Origin of the sequence: Streptomyces pimonensis (genome assembly GCF_041380215.1) — a bacterium.
In the GTDB taxonomy this organism is placed as follows: domain Bacteria; phylum Actinomycetota; class Actinomycetes; order Streptomycetales; family Streptomycetaceae; genus Streptomyces; species Streptomyces pimonensis.
This window is the reverse complement of record NZ_JAHWZY010000011.1, coordinates 150,551-166,633: the sequence shown is the minus strand read 5'-3', so window position 1 is coordinate 166,633 and position 16,083 is coordinate 150,551. Positions and strand designations below refer to the sequence as shown.

Here is a 16,083-nt window from a genome sequence, read left to right as displayed (position 1 = left end):
GACACATCGGGAGAGAATCCATGCCGGAGACCACCCCCAGGGGCCTCATCGGGCTCGCCTTCGGTGGGGACTACAACCCCGAGCAGTGGCCGGAAAGGGTCTGGGACGAGGACGTCCGGCTGATGCGGGAGGCCGGCGTCACCATGGTGAGCGTCGGGATCTTCTCCTGGGCCCAGCTGGAACCCTCGCCCGGCGTGTACGACTTCGGCTGGCTCGACCGCAACCTGGACCTGCTGCACGAAGGCGGCATCCGCGTCGACCTCGGCACGCCCACCGTGGTGCCCCCCGCCTGGTTCTACCGCGCCCACCCCGACGCGCTGCCGGTCACCGCGGACGGTGTGCGCCTGGAGTTCGGCTCCCGCGGCGCCATCTGCCACAGCAACGCCGACTACCGGGCCGCCGCCGCGGGCATCACCACCAAGCTCGCCGAGCGCTACGGCGACCATCCCGCGCTCGCGATGTGGCACGTCCACAACGAGTACGGCGTCCCCGTCTCCGCCTGCTACTGCGACTCCTGCGCCGCCCACTTCCGCCGCTGGCTGGCGACGGTGTACGGCACCGTCGAAGCCGTCAACGAGGCCTGGGGGACGGCCTTCTGGGGTCAGCGCTACGCCTCGTTCGAGGAGATCAACCCGCCGCGCGCGACGCCCACGGTCGGTAATCCGGCCCAGGCGCTGGACTACCGGCGGTTCGCAGACGCCACCATGCGCGAGAACTTCACCGCCGAGCGGGACATCCTGCACCGCCTCTCACCCGGCACCCCGGTCACCACCAACTTCATGACCGCCCTCAGCCAGTGCGACTCCGTCGACTACTGGGCCTGGGGCCGCGAGGTGGACATCGTCACCAACGACCACTACCTCATCACCGACGGCCGCCGCACCCACGTCAACCTCGCCATGGCCGCCGACCTCACCCGCTCCGTCGCCGGCGGCGCCCCCTGGCTGCTGCTCGAACACTCCACCTCGGGCGTCAACTGGCAGCCCCGCAACCCCGCCAAGGCCCCCGGCCAGATGGCCCGCAACTCCCTCGCCCACGTGGCCCGCGGCTCCGAGGGCGCGATGTTCTTCCAGTGGCGCCAGTCCCGGCGCGGCGCCGAGAAGTTCCACTCCGCGATGCTGCCGCACGGCGGCACCGGGACCCGCGTCTTCCGTGAGGTGACCGGACTCGGCGCCTCCCTCCAGTCGTTGGCGCCCGTCCGGGGCACCCGCACCGAGGCCGACGTCGCCATGCTGTGGGACTGGCAGTCCTGGTGGGCGCAGAACCTCGACTGGCGTCCCAGCGAGGACCACGACGCCCGCGAACGTGCCGACGCCTGGTACGAGGCCCTCTACGACCACCACCTCACCGTCGACTTCGCCCACCCCGAAGCCGATCTGTCGAGGTATCCCCTCGTCGTCGTACCGGCCCTGTACCTGATGACGGAGACGGCGGGGAACAACCTCAGGGAGTACGTCGGGAACGGCGGCACCCTCGTGGTGTCGTACTTCTCCGGCATCGTCGACGAACACGACGCCGTGCACGACGGCCCCTACCCGGGCGCCCTGCGCGACGTCCTCGGCCTGACCGTCGAGGAGTTCTCCCCCCTGCTCCAGGGCGAACGGGTCCGCCTGACCGGCCCCGACGGCATCGAGACCGGCGCCGACGTGTGGACGGAGTTCGTGGTGCCCCAGGGCGCCGAGACGGTGTGGACGTATGCCGACGGCCTGACCGAGGGCTGTCCGGCCGTCACCCGGCACCGTCTCGGCGAGGGCACCGCCTGGTACGTCTCCACCCGGCTCGGCGCCGAGGGCCTCGCCACCCTGATCGGCCGGGCCGCCGGGGACGCCCGGATCGCCCCGCGCGCCGACCTGCCCCGCGACGTCGAAGTGGTGCGGCGCACGGGCGAGTCGGGCACCTTCCTGTTCGCGATCAACCACACCGCCACCGACGCCGAGGTGCCGCTGGACGCTCCTGGCACCGAGCTGCTGACCGGTGAACGCGCCGCGGGCCGCCTCGTGGTCCCGGCCGGAGCCGTCCGGGTCGTCCGACTCGACGGCTGAGCCACGACTCCCCTCCGCCCGCGTGAGCCACAGGCCGCGGGCGCAGGGGGCCCTCACCCGCGTCTTCCGGGCGCGGGGCATCCCCCTCCCCACGTCGAAGGGACGACGAACGTCCATGTTCCATCCCAGACGCGCACTCCGCGCCCTGCTGCCGCCGCTCGTGGCCGGGCTCGCCCTCACCACCCTGCCCGCCCAGACCGCGACGGCCGCGAGTACCCTCACCAACGGGGGCTTCGAGGCGGGTGGTTCGGGCACCGCCACGCCGGCCGGCTGGTCCGAGTACGGCGACACGGCCGCCTCGTACACGGAGGCCGGTGGCCGCGGCGGCGGTCATCGTCTGTCCCACTGGTCGTCCTCGGCCTACAAGGTGGAGACGTACCAGTACCTGTCGGGCCTGGCCAACGGCGACTACAGACTCACCGCCTGGGTCCGCTCCGGCGGCGGCCAGAACGCGGCCTACCTCGCCCTGAGGAACTGCGGCGGCGCCGAGCAGCGCACCGACCTGCCGGTGTCCGACTCCGGATGGATCCGGATCGTCGTGCCGGTCAGGGTGACGAACAACCAGTGCACGATCAGCGTCAACAGCGACGGACACGCCGGGAACTGGATCAACGTCGACGACCTGACCTTCGCCCGCGGCACCTCGGGCCTGCCGGTCAAGGGCGCCGACATCTCCTCCCTGCCCAAGAGCGAGGCCAGGGGCGGGGTCTACCGGACCGCGTCCGGCGCCGTCGGCGACCCGGTCGCGATCCTGAGGTCCGCCGGCATGAACTACGCCCGACTGAAGGTCTGGGTGGACCCGGCCGACGGCTACAACGACAAGGAGCACGTCCTCGCCCTGGCCAAGCGGATCAAGGCGCAGGGCATGAAGCTGCTGGTCGACTTCCACTACTCGGACGCCTGGGCCGACCCGGGCAAGCAGACCAAGCCCGCCGCCTGGGCCGGACACGGCTACGGGCAGCTGAAGAAGGACGTCCACGACCACACGTACGACGTCCTCGACGCCCTCAGGAAGCAGGGCACCACCGCCGACATGGTGCAGGTGGGCAACGAGATCAACGGCGGCATGCTCTGGAACGAGGGCTCCACGAGCAACTGGCCCCAGCTGGCCGGACTGCTCAACTCCGGCTACGACGCGGTCAAGGCGGTCAGCCCCTCCACGGTGGCCGCCCTGCACCTCGCCGAGGGCGGTGACCTCGAAGGCACCCGTTGGTGGTTCGACAACGCGGTCTCCCACGGAGTGAAGTTCGACGCCATCGGCCTGTCGTACTACGGCTACTGGCACGGCACGCTGCACGACTTCCAGACGACCCTGGACGACGCGGCCGGCCGCTACGGCAAGCCCGTCTTCGTCGCCGAGACGGCCTACCCGTTCCGGCTCGACAGCGAGGACGGGCACGAGAACATCATCGACCTCGACGGTGAACTCGTCCCCGGCTACCCGGCGTCCACCACTGGCCAGACCCGCTGGATGAACGACGTGGCGAGCATCGTGGAGGCCGTCCCGGACGGCCGGGGCCTCGGCGTCTTCTACTGGGAGGCCACCTGGACCGCCCGCAGCGGCAACGGCTGGGACCCCGCCGACCCGTCCTCCGGCAACGGCTGGGAGAACCAGGCGCTGTTCGGCTACGACGACCGCGCGCTGCCCGCGACGGCCTGGTTCCGCCACCGGTGAGCCCGCCGGCCCCGCGCCGACGACCGGCGGCGCGGGGCCGGCGGCCTTCACGCACGGACCGGCCGGGTCCCGGACGAGGCGTCTTCGCCCGGGATCCGGAGCCCTCGCGCACGGCAGAGTGGAAGGGCTCCGGAGCGCGAGGCCCGGCGCGGAGGTGTACGAGATGCTGAGGCCCCCTCGACGGGACACGACTGCGCGTCCTGAGGCTGCTGAGGGAACAGGACGCGGCGGCCGACGCCTGACCGAGGAGGTCGTCGCCGTACGGCTCGGCCTGCCCCGCCCGGTCGCCCTCACCCACCTGCGGCTGCTCACGGCCCTCGGCCTGCTGCGCACCGGCCGCTTTGCCGGGTGCGTGCGCTACCGGCGCGACGAGGTACGGATCGCCGAGGCGACGCGGCTGTCCGGGAAGGGCTGGCAGCCCCGCGGCCGCGACGTGACCCACCGCGTTCCGGGACGCTAGGCTGGCCCCGAGCGAGTGGGAGAGACGTACGACGGTGACAGCCCCCCGGACCGAGGGCCTGCGGGCCCGCCCCGCTCTCCGTGCCCAGGCTCCCGTCGTGGCCGTGGTCGCACTCGGCGGAGGAGCGGGGGCGGTGGCCCGGTACGCGGCGTCCCTGTGGTGGCCGACACCGGCGCACGGGTTCCCCTGGACGATCCTCGGGGTCAATGTCGCCGGCTGCGCCGTCATCGGCGTGTTCATGGTGATCGTCACCGAGGTCCGCACCGCCCACCCCCTCGTCCGCCCGTTCCTCGGCACCGGCGTCCTCGGCGGTTTCACCACCTTCTCGGCGTACACCGTCGACGTCCGGACCCTGCTCGACGGCGGCGGGGCGGGCGCCGGACTCGTGTACCTCGCGGTGACCCCGCTCGCGGCCCTCGCCGCCGTGTGGACGGCCGCCACGGCGACCCGCCGTGCCCTGACCGGGAGGCGGCCGTGACGAGGCCGACCGGCGCCGTCCTCCGTCCGACCGTGCACGTCGGCGGGAACGCCCCGCGGTGCCACCGGCCCCTCTCCTCGGAGATCGTCCACCGGGCCCGTGCGGCCGGACTCGCGGGGGCGAGCGTCCTGCGTGGCGTCGAGGGCTTCGGCGTCTCCTCCGTCGTCCGTACCCGCCGGCTGCCGTCCCTCAGCGGGGACCTCCCGGTGGCAGTCGTCGTGGTCGACACCGGGGAGCGCATGCGGGCCTTCCTGCCGGGACCCGACGCGCTCGTCACCGACGGCCCGGTCCTCCTCGACCGCTGTGAGGCGGTCCGGTACGCGCGTCACGGGGGAGCGCGGTGAACTGGCTGTACGTGATGCTGGGCGGCATGGTCGGCGCCCCGCTGCGCTACCTCACCGACCGTGCGGTGCAGTCCCGGCACGACTCGGTGTTCCCCTGGGGGACCTTCACGGTCAACGTCACCGGCAGCCTGGCCCTCGGCCTGCTCACCGGCGCGGCGGCCGCGGGCGCGGCGGACTCCCGCCTCCAGCTGCTCCTCGGCACGGGCCTGTGCGGCGCCCTGACCACCTACTCCACCTTCTCCTACGAGACGTTGCGCCTGGCCGAGGCCGGCGCCCGCGGCTACGCCGCCCTGAACGTCGTGGCGAGCGTGGCGGCCGGCCTGGGTGCGGCCTTCGCGGGCGCGGGCCTCGCTCACGCCGTGTGGGGTTAGGGGGTGCCGTTCGGATCGTGCCGGGGGCGCGGGGTCCGGCGCCGCTTCCCTGCGCTCGGCTCCGCTCACGCGGGAGGGCCCCCATCGCCGCGTTGCCGCCGGTTGCCGGGGCTCCGCCCTGGCGTCCTCCTCCGCCCCACGGTGCACGGCACCGGGTCCCGCCCGGCCCGGCCGCAGGGCGCCGCCCACCGGAGCCGGCCTGATCCGAACGGCGCCCCTGGTAGTGCCTGGTCAGGTCGGCTGGAGTGGTGCGTGTCCTTGGTGCTCGGTCTGAGGTCGAGGATGTATGAATCCGGACGCGATTGCTGCGGTGTGTGGTGAGTTGGAGGCGTTCGCGGCGGAGGTGTTCGAGCCGTTCGCGTGCAAGGACCAGCTCTGCTGCTCCCAGGGTCTGCGAAGGTCCTCGGCAAGGGGCCGGGGCAGGCGGAGTCGGGCGTGGGCGGCGAAGGTGAGCCGGGGCGGGCGGCCGCGGTCGGATCACGGAGCCCGGGAGGTGTCCAGTCCGGCGTCTGCTTGAACATCCTGAAGGTGTGTTCCAGGTCGAAGCCGTGCAGGAAGGCTTGTCAGGGCCGGTCGACGTCCCCGGCGGTGGCGTCAGTGGTCGACCACCGCAGTCGGATCGGCCGGGGGGTGCGCTCGCGCGTTTCAGCGAGGCTGACGCACTCACTGCAACTGTCGGTGAAGACGTTGCGGGGGCCACCGCGGTGTGAGATTGAACACATGCCAGGGACCTATTCGGTTCCTGGCTGGGCGTGGCAGGAAAGCGCTCACAGGTGGCGCATGGCTGCGCCCGAGGGGCAGTGTCCATCTGGACATCGGGCGCACGCCTCGCCGTTCCGTCAGTTCTGCCCGCTTCGGCCATCGGGGCAGCTCGGCAGGGACGCTGGGCGGGTGTGCCCGACGTGGGGTGCACCCCGCAGGACCGTTGTTTTGCGCTGCACGGGTCGGACGGTCCGTTTCATGGCAAATCGCACCATTGTCACATTTCTTAACAGGGGCGGTCACCGTCCGAAACCTGTTGTTGACGGAGTGAATTTGCGCGGGCTAGGTTGATCAACGTCTTCTGGGAAGTGCGTGCGAACCTTGGAGAGGGATCTTGACCGCCACCGATCAGGGCGAGACGGGTTATCGCTTAGCCGATTTCGAGTCGACCGACAAGACACGTGTTTCTCCAGCGTTCGCGAGCCGCGCCTCCAGTCCCTCGTCGTGCTTCTGGGACCATCATCGGATTCTTTGACCGGGCCGTTTCCCTTCCCCTTGCTGTATCTCGCTGCGGAGTCAGTCGATGAGGCGGCACCCGTATGCGCTGTCCGCTTCGGCCGGCGTGCGCGGCGCCGTCCGAGTCAGGTAATCAGCCTTGCCCTCCGTGCCTGGCGTCGTGCCACGTGGGCTGGTGGTGGCCCGTGAAATGAATGAGGAAAAGTGGATCTGTACGAGGTGGTCGGACTGCTCGTCGCCGCGACGGCGGCCGGGTGGGTGGATGCTGTCGTGGGTGGGGGCGGGGTGCTTCTCATTCCCGTGCTGCTGCTCTCCTTTCCCCAGCACCCGCCCGCGATGGCGCTGGGAACCAACAAGATCGCCGCGGTCATGGGCACCGCCACCGCCGCGTACATGTACCAGCGACGCACCCGGTTGGACCGCTCGATCCTGGTGCCGGCCGCGGTACTCGCCGTCCCGTTCGGTGCGCTGGGTGCGCTGTCCGCGGCGAGTGTGCCCACCGACTACTTCAGGCCCGTCATCATGGCCCTCCTGGTTTCGGTGGCACTCTTCGTGGCCTTCAGGCCGAGTTTCGGTGTTCAGCGGACGGATATGGTCGTGACCAGGGGACGACGTGTCACGGCCATCCTTCTGGCGGGGGTCGGAATCGGTTTCTACGACGGTGTGTTCGGCCCCGGGGTGGGCACCTTCCTCATCATTTCTTTCACTACTCTCCTCGCCACTCAGTTTCTGGAGAGCGCCGCCATGGCGAAGGTCATCAACGCCTCGTCCAATCTGGGAGCTCTGGCGGTGTTCGCCTGGCAGGGAAACGTTCTGTGGGCCATTGGGCTGGGAATGGCTGTGGGCAACATAACTGGCGCGATGATCGGATCGCGCACAGCAATGAAAAAAGGCTCTGGATTCGTACGAATCGTGTTGGTGCTCGTGGTCACCGGAATGGTTGTCAAGATGGGGATCGATCAGTTCGCGTAATCAAACTCGCTGTGCCGCTCGGAGGGATCGCCTGAAATGGCGATCGGGGAAATCTTGATGGGAGAGCTCATGGCAAGAGATCTGTCCGCGTTACTGACCCTGCTCGACTTCGAGAGGGCGGCTGACGCCGTGCTCGACGCCGCTTCCTGGGCATACGTTGCCGGCGGCGCCGACACCCAGGTCACGGTGCGTGCCAACGTCGAGGCGTTCGACCAGGTCTGGCTCAGGCCCCGGGCGCTCGGCAGCGCGAGCGACAAGCCCGACACCTCGGTGACCGTGTTCGAGCAGCGGCTTGCCCTTCCCGTGCTGCTCGCTCCGACCAGCCCGCAGAGGCTTCTGCACGACGACGCGGAGATGGCCACTGCCCGGGCGGCCGAGGCCACGGGAACCGTCTCCATCGTCAGCACCGACAGTCACCATGCCTTTCCCGAGGTGGCCCGGTCCGTCGGAAGCGACTGCTGGTTCCAGCTCTACGCCTACCGTTCCCGGGAGGATGTCGCTGCGACGATCACCCTGGCAGAGGAGGCCGGCGCCACCGCTCTGGTGGTGACCGTCGATGCCAGCTATGCGGCTCGCCGGATCACCACCCGGCGAGCAGGCTTCCGTACCCCCGCCCACGTCGACTTCGGCAACCTGCGCTCGCTCGGAATCCTGACCGGCGCGATCCCGGACGGTGCGCGCATCGAGCGCCTTCCCCTGACGTGGGACGACCTCGAATGGATACGGAGCCGGACCGGGATGCGCCTCGTGGTCAAAGGCATCCTGCGCGCCGAGGACGCCGAGCGGTGTCTCGACCTCGGTGCGGACGGGGTCATCGTCTCCAATCACGGGGGTCGCCAGCTCGACGGAGCGTTGCCGAGTCTGGTCGCTCTCGAGCAGGTCGCGGCGACGGTGTCAGGTCGCGGCACGGTTCTGATGGACGGCGGCATACGGTCCGGCGTTCACGTGGTCAAAGCCCTTGCCCTCGGCGCGGATGCCGTGTGCATCGGTCGGCCCTACCTGTGGGGGCTCGGCCTCGCCGGGCAGGAGGGCATCGAAGCGGTTCTCGGCCTCCTCAAGGACGAGATCGAGGACACGCTCCTCCAACTCGGCGTCGGCTCGATCGCCGACCTCGGCCCTGACTTCACAACCCGAGCCCGATTCGGCTCGGGCCCTGTTGCCCCGCTCGCTCAAGGAGACGACCTGTGACCGTCCAGACCGTCCACTTCTCCCGCGGCATACCCCCGCGCGAGGCAATACCCTCTACGGCCATCGCTGGACTCACCTCCGCGGTCCTCACCGCGGAGCCTGACCGGGTCTTCCAGTACGCGCCCATCGGCCGTCACACCGGTGACCAGGAGCTCCGGGAACAGCTCGGCAAGTTTCACTCGGTCGATCCTGACCGGGTGTTCGTGACCAACGGTTCTCTGCAGGCCCTCGACCTGCTCGCGGCCCACCTGCTGCGCGACGCGAGCGAGCCGCAGGTCCTGGTCGAGGCGCCGACGTACGACCGAGCGGTGCAGATCTTCCGTCGGCACGGGGCCCGGGTGTCCGGGGTGCCCCTGCGGCACGACGGCCTTGACCTCGACGTTCTCAGGGAGCGCCTGCGCACCGAGGTCCCGGCCTTCCTCTATGTCATTCCGGACTTCCAGAACCCAAGTGGTGTCACCACCGGTGAGGACAAGCGCCGGGAACTGGTGCGGTTGTCCGCTGAGTACGGCTTCACCATCCTGGAGGACATTCCGTACCGGGAACTCCGCTTCAGCGGTACCGCCCCCACTCCGCTCGGTGACCTGGCCGCGTCCGCCGACGGCGCCCGGGTGCTGACCATCGGCTCGCTGAGCAAGGTCCTCAGTCCAGGCCTGCGCGTCGGCTATGTCATCGGCCCGCCCGGGACGCCACATGCCCTCGCGGTCCTGGCCGAGAGCATCTACCTGTCCCCGGCCCCGTTGCTCCAAGTGGTTGCGGCCCGGGCACTCGCGGACGGTCTCGTGCGGCAGAACCTCGAGCGCATACGGCAGTTGTTCCAACCCCGACACGACGCCGCGGTCGAGGCGGTACGACAGACGTTCGGTGACATCCACCTGTGCATACCGGACGGCGGTTACTACGTCAGCGTGCACCTTCCGATCCGTACCGACGAGGAGGCCTTCCTGGCCGCTGCGCGGAACGAGGGGCTCGCCCTGACGCGTGGTTCGGCCTTCTACCCGGTGGACTCCGCTCCTCCCCCCGGCACCGCCTTTCTGCGGCTGCCGTTCCAGGCCCTTGACCCCGAGGAGTTCGCGGAAGGTGTCCGGCGACTCGCCGCTGCCGCTGAACAAGCGGTGTGATGAGCAGGAGGGGATACCCCCGGTAACGGATGCTGCCGACCGGGCCGGCGAGGGCGGTGGGGCAGGACGACGTGGCATCGTCCATGACGCCTCGTTCTCCGCCGTCCTCGCCGGCTTCGTCGCGGTCGTAGTCTCCTGCTCCGGACCGCTGGTGATCGTGCTCGCCGCAGCGGACGCCGGACGGCTCAGCGATGAGCAGACGGCCTCGTGGGTCTGGGCCGCGTGCGTCGGCAGCGGAGTGACGTGCGCAGCCCTGAGCTGGTGGAGCCGTATGCCGGTGATCACCGCCTTCTCGACGCCGGGAGCGGCGGTCCTGGTCGACAGCCTCGGCGCATACCCGTATCCCGAGGCGATCGGAGCGTTTCTGGTCACCGGCCTGGTCATGACACTGGTAGGTGTGACCGGCGCCTTCGGGTGGGCCCTGCGGCGCGTACCGCCCGGTGTGGTGTCCGGCATGCTCGCGGGCGTGCTCTTCTCCTTCGGGGCCGGTGTGTTCTCCGCGCTGGACAGCATCCCGGTTCCGGCACTCTCCTCGCTCATCACGTACTTCGCGGTCAAGCGGTGGTCACCGAGATACGCGGTGGCCTGTGCCCTCCTCGCCGCCGTACTTGCGACGGCTGCGGGACCAGGTCTCCATGTCGCGGCGGGTGACATCACCCCGGCCGTCCCGTTGTTCACTGCTCCCGACTTCTCGCTCCAGGCGATGGTGGGCATCGCGATCCCCTTGGCAGTAGTCACCCTGGCTTCGCAGAACGCCCCTGGCCTTGCCGTGCTCACCGCCTTCGGTTACCGACCGAAAGACCGCACGCTGATCGGCGTTACCGGGCTGGCCACTGGGGCGCTGGCGCCGTTCGGCGGGCACGCGATCAACCTGGCAGCCATCACCGCCGCGATCTGCACCGGCGAGGAAGCCCACCCCGATCCGCGGCGCCGCTACGTCGCGGGGGTCGCATGCGGCCTCTTCTACCTGGTGACCGGGTTCTGCGGGGTCGCCCTGGTCGGGGTGTTCACCGCGCTGCCGGCCGACCTGGTCTCCGTCGTCGCCGGAGTGTCGCTCCTGGGCGCCTTCTCAACGAGTCTCACACAGGCGGTCGCCGACGAATCAGGCCGGGACGCGGCCGTGGTCACGTTTCTGACCACCGCGTCAGGCATAAATTTCGGCGGCATCAGCTCGGCCTGCTGGGGTCTTGTCCTGGGCCTTGCCACGCACGGACTGCTCGGCTCCTCCGCTCGTTGCCGACGAGTCTGTCGCCGATTCGGACGGTGAACACGAAAAGCTCTTACCGCGCACCGGATCCTCTTCGGACGCAACCGTGTCCGAGAACACGCGAATGGGTCGCGGACCCCACGGTCCGTCATCGACGATCGAATCGGCTACGTGAGCGTGAAAGTTGGGTGGGAGTAGTGGCATCGGTCGTGCCGCCGGGGAGCGGTGTGCTGGAGGTCCGCATCCTAGGGACTCTGGAGGTATCTGTTGACCAGCGGACACTGGAGATATCCGCACCGCGTCCAAAATCCGTACTCGCCGCCTTGGCCTTGAACGCAGGAAGGCGCGTGAGTATCGAGGACCTTACGGAAAGCGTCTGGGGATCGGATATTCCTGCAGATCCTGCGAATCAGATCGCCGCGAGCGTCTCAGTGCTTCGCCGGATTTTCCGGCGAGGTGGAGTTGGATTCGATGTCGTCGCCACGCGACGACCAGGATACGAATTGATGACCGGAGATCGAGTCAGTGTCGACTCCATGGAATTCCGCGCTCTCCAGGCTGAATCCCGGGCCCACCTCGACGCCGGGAAGGAGCACTCCGCCCTGTCCTTGCTCAAATCGGCGATCGTCCTGTGGCGCGGACCGGTCCTGGCCGACCTGACCTGTCAGGTGTGGCAGCCGGAGATTCGTCGGCTGGAGGAGGAGTACTTCGCCCTGCGCGAGCAGTGCTCCAACCTCCAGCTCCGGCTGGGGCTGTACGAGGAGGTCATCACCGAACTGTTCCCCTTCGTCGCGCAGTACCCCCTGTTGGAGCGGCCGCGGGCCCAGCTGATGCGGGCCCTGTCGGAATCCGGCCGGCAGGCTGACGCCTTCCAGCTTTACCAGGACACGGCGGACCTCCTCGACCGCGAGCTGGGAGTTCCGCCGGGGGAGGACCTGCGGCGAGCCTTTCAACTAGTACTCACCAGTGGCGGTGAGCTGCGGGACACCGGTGCGCGCCCGCCCGCCGCGTCCGTCCCCGCGCGGAGCCCTGGAACCGTTCCGGACGGACCCGCTCCGGTACGGAAGGGCACGGCTCCGACGCCTGAGAACAGCACGGCCCGCATACCCAGTCAGCTCCCCGGCGACGTCGAGGAGTTCGCGGGCCGCGAAGAGGAGGTCGCCTTCCTCCGCACGGTCCTTATTCCCAGCGGCACCACCGTCCCCGTGGCCATCGTCGTGGGTCCCGGTGGCACAGGGAAGACCACCCTCGCCGTGCACGCGGCCCATCAACTGCGCAAGGTGTTCACCGACGGCCAGCTGTACGTCAACCTCGGCGGCATGAGCAAGAGCCCGGTCTCGGCCCATGAGGCGGTCGGCCGGTTCTTGCGAGAACTCGGACTGTCCGGTTCCGCCGTGCCTGACTCCCTCGACGAACGCGCCGCGCTGCTGCGGAGTCGCCTTGCCGGCCGCCGGATACTCCTCCTCCTGGACAACGCCGGCGACGCTCGGCAGATCACGCCTCTGCTCCCTGGTTCGGGCAGTTGCGCCGTCCTCGTCACCAGCAGGATCAGACTGACGACCGTCCCCAACGCCCGCATCCTGGAACTGGACGTACTGGAGCCCAGTCAGGCCGGAGCCCTCCTCGGCCGCCTGGTGGGTGAGGAACGGCTGGCGGCCGAGCCCGACGTGGTGAGCGAGCTGCTCCACTACTGCGGAGGGCTTCCGCTGGCGGTGCGCATCGTGGGCGCGAAACTGGTCTCCCGGCCACATTGGCCGTTGCGCAGGGCAGCGGACCGGCTGGCCGACGAACGCCGACGGCTCGATGAACTCACCCACGAAGGACTTGAGGTCCGTAGCACCTTGGAGCTCTCCCACCAGGGGCTGAGCCCGCGAGCACGGCGGCTGTTCCGCAGGCTGGCGCTGCTGGGGACCGCCGACTTCGCCGAATGGGTGTGCGAGCCCCTCCTGGGCGAGGCACTGTGGAGGGCCGAAGACGTTCTGGAGGAACTCCTCGACGCCCGCCTTGTGGACGTGGTCAGTCCCCCTGGCAGCAGTGACGTGCGCTACCGCTTGCACGACCTCGTCCGGTTGTTCGCCTGGGAATGTCTTGCGGACGGTGAGCCGAACGGAGAGCGGACCGAGGCCCTGCGCAGAGCCACCGCCACCGCGTTGGCCCTGACCGATCTGGCCCACCGTGAGGTGTGCGGCGGCGACTTCACCGTGGTACACGCGCTGGACGTGCGGCTGGTGACCGCCACGGACGTCCTTCGGTACGCCATCGTCGATCCGCTGGGCTGGTATGAGCAGAACCGCACCATTCTCACCACGCTGTGCGCACAAGCGGCCGAGCACGACTACGACGAGCTCGCGTGGGACCTGGCGGCAACCGCCCGCTGCCTGTTCAGCATGCGGTTCCACTTCGACGACTGGCAGCGTACGCATGAGGTTGCCCTGGCCGCCGTACGCCGCCAGGGCAACCGCAGGGGAGAGGCCGCGCTGCTCCTCGGGCTTGGCGACATGCACCTGACCCGGCGCCACTGTCACGTGGCCATGCCTCTGCTGGAGCGGTCCGCCCGGCTGTTCGCCGAGGTCGGCGAGCGGCACGGGCACGCCCTGGCGCTGCGGAAGGCGGCCAGCGCGGATCGCCTCCTGGGGCGTGCGAAGAAGGCCTTGACACGCTGGCGCGAATGCCTTCCCGCGCTGGTGGAGGCAGGCGACCTGGAGGCCCAGACCCAGGTGCTGCGCTGGACGTCCCAGACCCACCTCGAGCTGGGAGCATACGACGAAGCAGACGTGGCACTGCGGGAGGCGGAGCGACTGGCCGCATCCTTTCAGGGGCGTAGCTCGGCGCAGGTGCGGCTGGCCAGGGCCGACCTGACCGCAGTCCGTGGTGATCTCGACCGGGCCCGGGAACTGTACGCCAGCGCATGGGAAGCGACCACGCACCTCGGAGACCTCAGCGGTTCGTGCGTGGCCATGCTCGGACTGGGCACGGTGGATGTGCGCTCCGGCCGCACCGCTCAAGGACGTGATCACCTCGAGGCCGCCCGGACGCTCGCGCACGAAATCCAGGACCCGCTCCTGGAACTGGAGGTGTTACTGGTCCTGGCCTCCGCGCACCGCACGGAGGCCAGGCTTGCCGAGGCCGAGGCGTTGCTGATGGAGGGAGCGGCTCTGTGCCACCGGATCGGGGCCCCGGCACAGCTCATGCGCTTCACCGCCGCGTTGGCGGAGCTGTCCGATTACACCTCAGTGGCCAGGGAGACCCGGTAGAAGTATGCGCCTTCTCGCGCCTCCACCACCACCGCTGCCGGGCCCGCAGCTCCCGCCCGAACCCGCAAGGTCCGCTCCTCGCTCCACCCGCACATGCGGAACTCACCGTCCCCCAGGTGTTCCAGAGTGCAGAAGGGCCGCCCCGCCACCAGCAGCCGCAGAGTGCTCCGGTGCGTCACGATCTCGGCGGGAACAACGTTCCGCAGTGCGTCGCGCGGCAGGAAGTGCCCGGGATTCTCCCAGTTGGTAAATGCCTCCGGCAGCGGGAATCGGCAGATGTAGTGGTGAAGTTCAGCCGGGTCGAGACAGACGGCGGGACGCCGTTCGAGCACGAAAGGCGCGCGCAGGCAGGCCTGGAGGTCCGTGGGAAACAGCCCGGCAAGGGCCGCCGTATGGTGCAGGTCGATCACCATATGGACCAGTTCCTCATCCGTGTGGTTGACCAGAGCGTGCTGCCTCCAGGAGGCCGCGAACCACAGCGAGCCGGGCTGCCAGTGACTTTTGTCGTCGATGAAGACGACCCGGGACTCAGCGCCGCCGACCAGAGGCAGATGCAGCCGGCACAGGCCCCAGGGCGGTCCGATCTTCGCCGTCTGAAGCTTCGTGAGCACGGCTCCCGGGGCCAGTGCCACCAAGCGCACGGATCGCAACGGAGCCGGCAGGGACCGGAGGATCCCGGCGAGCAGCGGCGCATGTTCAAGCCAGCACGTCGGGGCGAACCCCCGCAGGCCGGGCCCGCCTGGGTCGGTGCGCCCAGGATCACCTCCGGGGCTGTGCAGGGCGAGAACCCTGCGTCCCTCAGCCACGGCCAGCGGGGCACCCGCCGTACGCAACGCACCGAGTTCGGCACGCAACAGGCGAGGGTCGCACACCAGACCCAGCTCGACGGCGCTGGGAAGGGACTGCCCCTGGGCGGAGTACATCAGTGGTGTCTCGCGCATCACCCTCATCCCCACCGGTCGTCGGCGAGCTTGATCACCAGCGCGCCGACGACCACGAGCAGAACGCCACGGACGAAACGAGAACCCCGCTTCAGCGCGGTCCGGGCTCTGAGAGCGGCACCCGCGATGTTGCAGACGGCCGTCCCGGCGCCCAGGGGCCACAGGATGTGTCCTTGCACAGCGAAGACCGTGAGCGCGCCGATGTCCCTCCCGGCGTTCACAGCCTTCGCCACCGCCGACGAATGGAGAAGCTCCATGGGCAGCAAGCCCGTGAAGCTCATGACGAGGAGGGTTCCGGTACCGGGCCCGAACACGCCGTCGTGGAAGCCGATGCCGCAGCCTGGGAGGGAAACAGCCGTCAGCTTCCGCCGCTTGCTGACAACGTCAGCGTCCTCGATCACGGACCCGGGACCGGGGCGTGGCGTCACGAACGCTGCCACTCCGATGAGCAGGGCCATGATCAGAGACCGGAACCGGTCGGCCGGCAGGCTGGAGGCCGCCGCAGCTCCGATCCCGGCGAGGGAAATCGCGAGACCGGCTGCGGGCAGCGCGATGTACGGGTCCAGCCCGGCGCGCCGCGCGTAGGTAATTGCGGTCACGCTGGTTTCCGTGATCACTGTCAGTTTGGTGGTGCCCAGCGCGATGGCGGGTGGCAGGGTGGGGAACGCCATGAGCAGCGCGGGTACGAGGACCAGCCCGCCGTCTCCTGCCACTGCGTCCACCCGGCCGGCCGCGGCTGCGAAACCTGGACGGATGGCAGCTGTCTCCGGGTCCACCCCGGTCCTTTCATGTCGTCCGGCGTGTCCGACTTG

At 69.6% G+C, this 16,083-nt stretch carries 13 protein-coding genes; 11 read left to right on the top strand and 2 right to left on the bottom strand.

The genetic code is table 11. The annotated features are described in order from the left end of the window. Positions 1 to 20 precede the first annotated feature (20 nt). The 11 genes from KYY02_RS13765 (at position 21) to KYY02_RS13715 (ending at position 14,330) form a co-directional block, all read left to right on the top strand. On the top strand, positions 21 to 2,042 hold the full coding sequence (locus KYY02_RS13765; RefSeq protein ID WP_371238203.1) for a beta-galactosidase: 2,022 nt from the start codon (positions 21 to 23) through the stop codon (positions 2,040 to 2,042). 115 nt (positions 2,043 to 2,157) lie between these two features. Beyond that, complete coding sequence (locus KYY02_RS13760) at positions 2,158 to 3,717, top strand: glycoside hydrolase family 53 protein (protein WP_371238202.1); 1,560 nt, start codon at positions 2,158 to 2,160, stop codon at positions 3,715 to 3,717. Positions 3,718 to 3,880: 163 nt separating this feature from the next. Next, positions 3,881 to 4,177: an ArsR family transcriptional regulator gene (locus KYY02_RS13755; protein ID WP_371238201.1), complete on the top strand. Its 297-nt coding sequence runs from the start codon at positions 3,881 to 3,883 to the stop codon at positions 4,175 to 4,177. Between the two features lie 34 nt (positions 4,178 to 4,211). Continuing rightward, complete coding sequence (locus KYY02_RS13750; protein ID WP_371238200.1) at positions 4,212 to 4,655, top strand: FluC/FEX family fluoride channel; 444 nt, start codon at positions 4,212 to 4,214, stop codon at positions 4,653 to 4,655. Next, positions 4,652 to 4,999: a DUF190 domain-containing protein gene (locus KYY02_RS13745; protein ID WP_371238199.1), complete on the top strand. Its 348-nt coding sequence runs from the start codon at positions 4,652 to 4,654 to the stop codon at positions 4,997 to 4,999. The genes KYY02_RS13750 and KYY02_RS13745 overlap by 4 nt, the downstream gene beginning before the upstream one ends. After that, positions 4,996 to 5,370 carry a fluoride efflux transporter CrcB gene (gene crcB, locus KYY02_RS13740; protein WP_371238198.1) on the top strand — a complete coding sequence of 125 codons (375 nt, stop codon included), beginning with the start codon at positions 4,996 to 4,998 and terminating at the stop codon, positions 5,368 to 5,370. Before KYY02_RS13745 ends, crcB begins: the two co-directional genes overlap by 4 nt. A 1,422-nt stretch (positions 5,371 to 6,792) precedes the next feature. Then, the gene (locus KYY02_RS13735; protein WP_371238197.1) at positions 6,793 to 7,560 is read left to right on the top strand and encodes a TSUP family transporter; all 768 of its coding nucleotides are present in this window, start codon (positions 6,793 to 6,795) and stop codon (positions 7,558 to 7,560) included. A 36-nt stretch (positions 7,561 to 7,596) separates the two neighbouring features. Beyond that, the gene (locus tag KYY02_RS13730; RefSeq protein ID WP_371238196.1) at positions 7,597 to 8,748 is read left to right on the top strand and encodes an alpha-hydroxy acid oxidase; all 1,152 of its coding nucleotides are present in this window, start codon (positions 7,597 to 7,599) and stop codon (positions 8,746 to 8,748) included. Beyond that, positions 8,745 to 9,869 (top strand): aminotransferase-like domain-containing protein, encoded by a 1,125-nt coding sequence (locus tag KYY02_RS13725; RefSeq protein ID WP_371238195.1) that lies wholly within the window; start codon positions 8,745 to 8,747, stop codon positions 9,867 to 9,869. The genes KYY02_RS13730 and KYY02_RS13725 overlap by 4 nt, the downstream gene beginning before the upstream one ends. Further along, positions 9,829 to 11,136: a benzoate/H(+) symporter BenE family transporter gene (locus tag KYY02_RS13720; protein ID WP_371238194.1), complete on the top strand. Its 1,308-nt coding sequence runs from the start codon at positions 9,829 to 9,831 to the stop codon at positions 11,134 to 11,136. The genes KYY02_RS13725 and KYY02_RS13720 overlap by 41 nt, the downstream gene beginning before the upstream one ends. A 476-nt stretch (positions 11,137 to 11,612) precedes the next feature. Further along, entirely contained in the window at positions 11,613 to 14,330 is a 2,718-nt protein-coding gene (locus KYY02_RS13715; RefSeq protein WP_371238193.1) for an ATP-binding protein, read from the top strand. Here the strand turns inward: KYY02_RS13715 and KYY02_RS13710 are convergent. Together KYY02_RS13710 and KYY02_RS13705 are read right to left on the bottom strand one after the other, a co-directional pair. Then, the gene (locus KYY02_RS13710) at positions 14,300 to 15,253 is read right to left on the bottom strand and encodes an aspartyl/asparaginyl beta-hydroxylase domain-containing protein (protein ID WP_371238251.1); all 954 of its coding nucleotides are present in this window, start codon (positions 15,251 to 15,253) and stop codon (positions 14,300 to 14,302) included. The two genes, KYY02_RS13715 and KYY02_RS13710, sit on opposite strands and share 31 nt — an antisense overlap. Positions 15,254 to 15,276: 23 nt before the next feature. Next, positions 15,277 to 16,047 (bottom strand): TSUP family transporter, encoded by a 771-nt coding sequence (locus tag KYY02_RS13705; RefSeq protein ID WP_371238192.1) that lies wholly within the window; start codon positions 16,045 to 16,047, stop codon positions 15,277 to 15,279. Between the last annotated feature and the right edge of the window lie 36 nt (positions 16,048 to 16,083).

Excerpts from the sequence above, each read along its gene's own strand:
- KYY02_RS13765 (WP_371238203.1), top strand. The coding sequence starts at position 21 with ATGCCGGAGACCACCCCCAGGGGCCTCATCGGGCTCGCCTTCGGTGGG.
- KYY02_RS13760 (WP_371238202.1), top strand. The coding sequence starts at position 2,158 with ATGTTCCATCCCAGACGCGCACTCCGCGCCCTGCTGCCGCCGCTCGTG.
- KYY02_RS13755 (WP_371238201.1), top strand. The coding sequence starts at position 3,881 with ATGCTGAGGCCCCCTCGACGGGACACGACTGCGCGTCCTGAGGCTGCT.
- KYY02_RS13730 (WP_371238196.1), top strand. The coding sequence starts at position 7,597 with ATGGCGATCGGGGAAATCTTGATGGGAGAGCTCATGGCAAGAGATCTG.
- KYY02_RS13715 (WP_371238193.1), top strand. The coding sequence starts at position 11,613 with ATGGAATTCCGCGCTCTCCAGGCTGAATCCCGGGCCCACCTCGACGCC.
- KYY02_RS13710 (WP_371238251.1), bottom strand. The coding sequence starts at position 15,253 with ATGTACTCCGCCCAGGGGCAGTCCCTTCCCAGCGCCGTCGAGCTGGGT.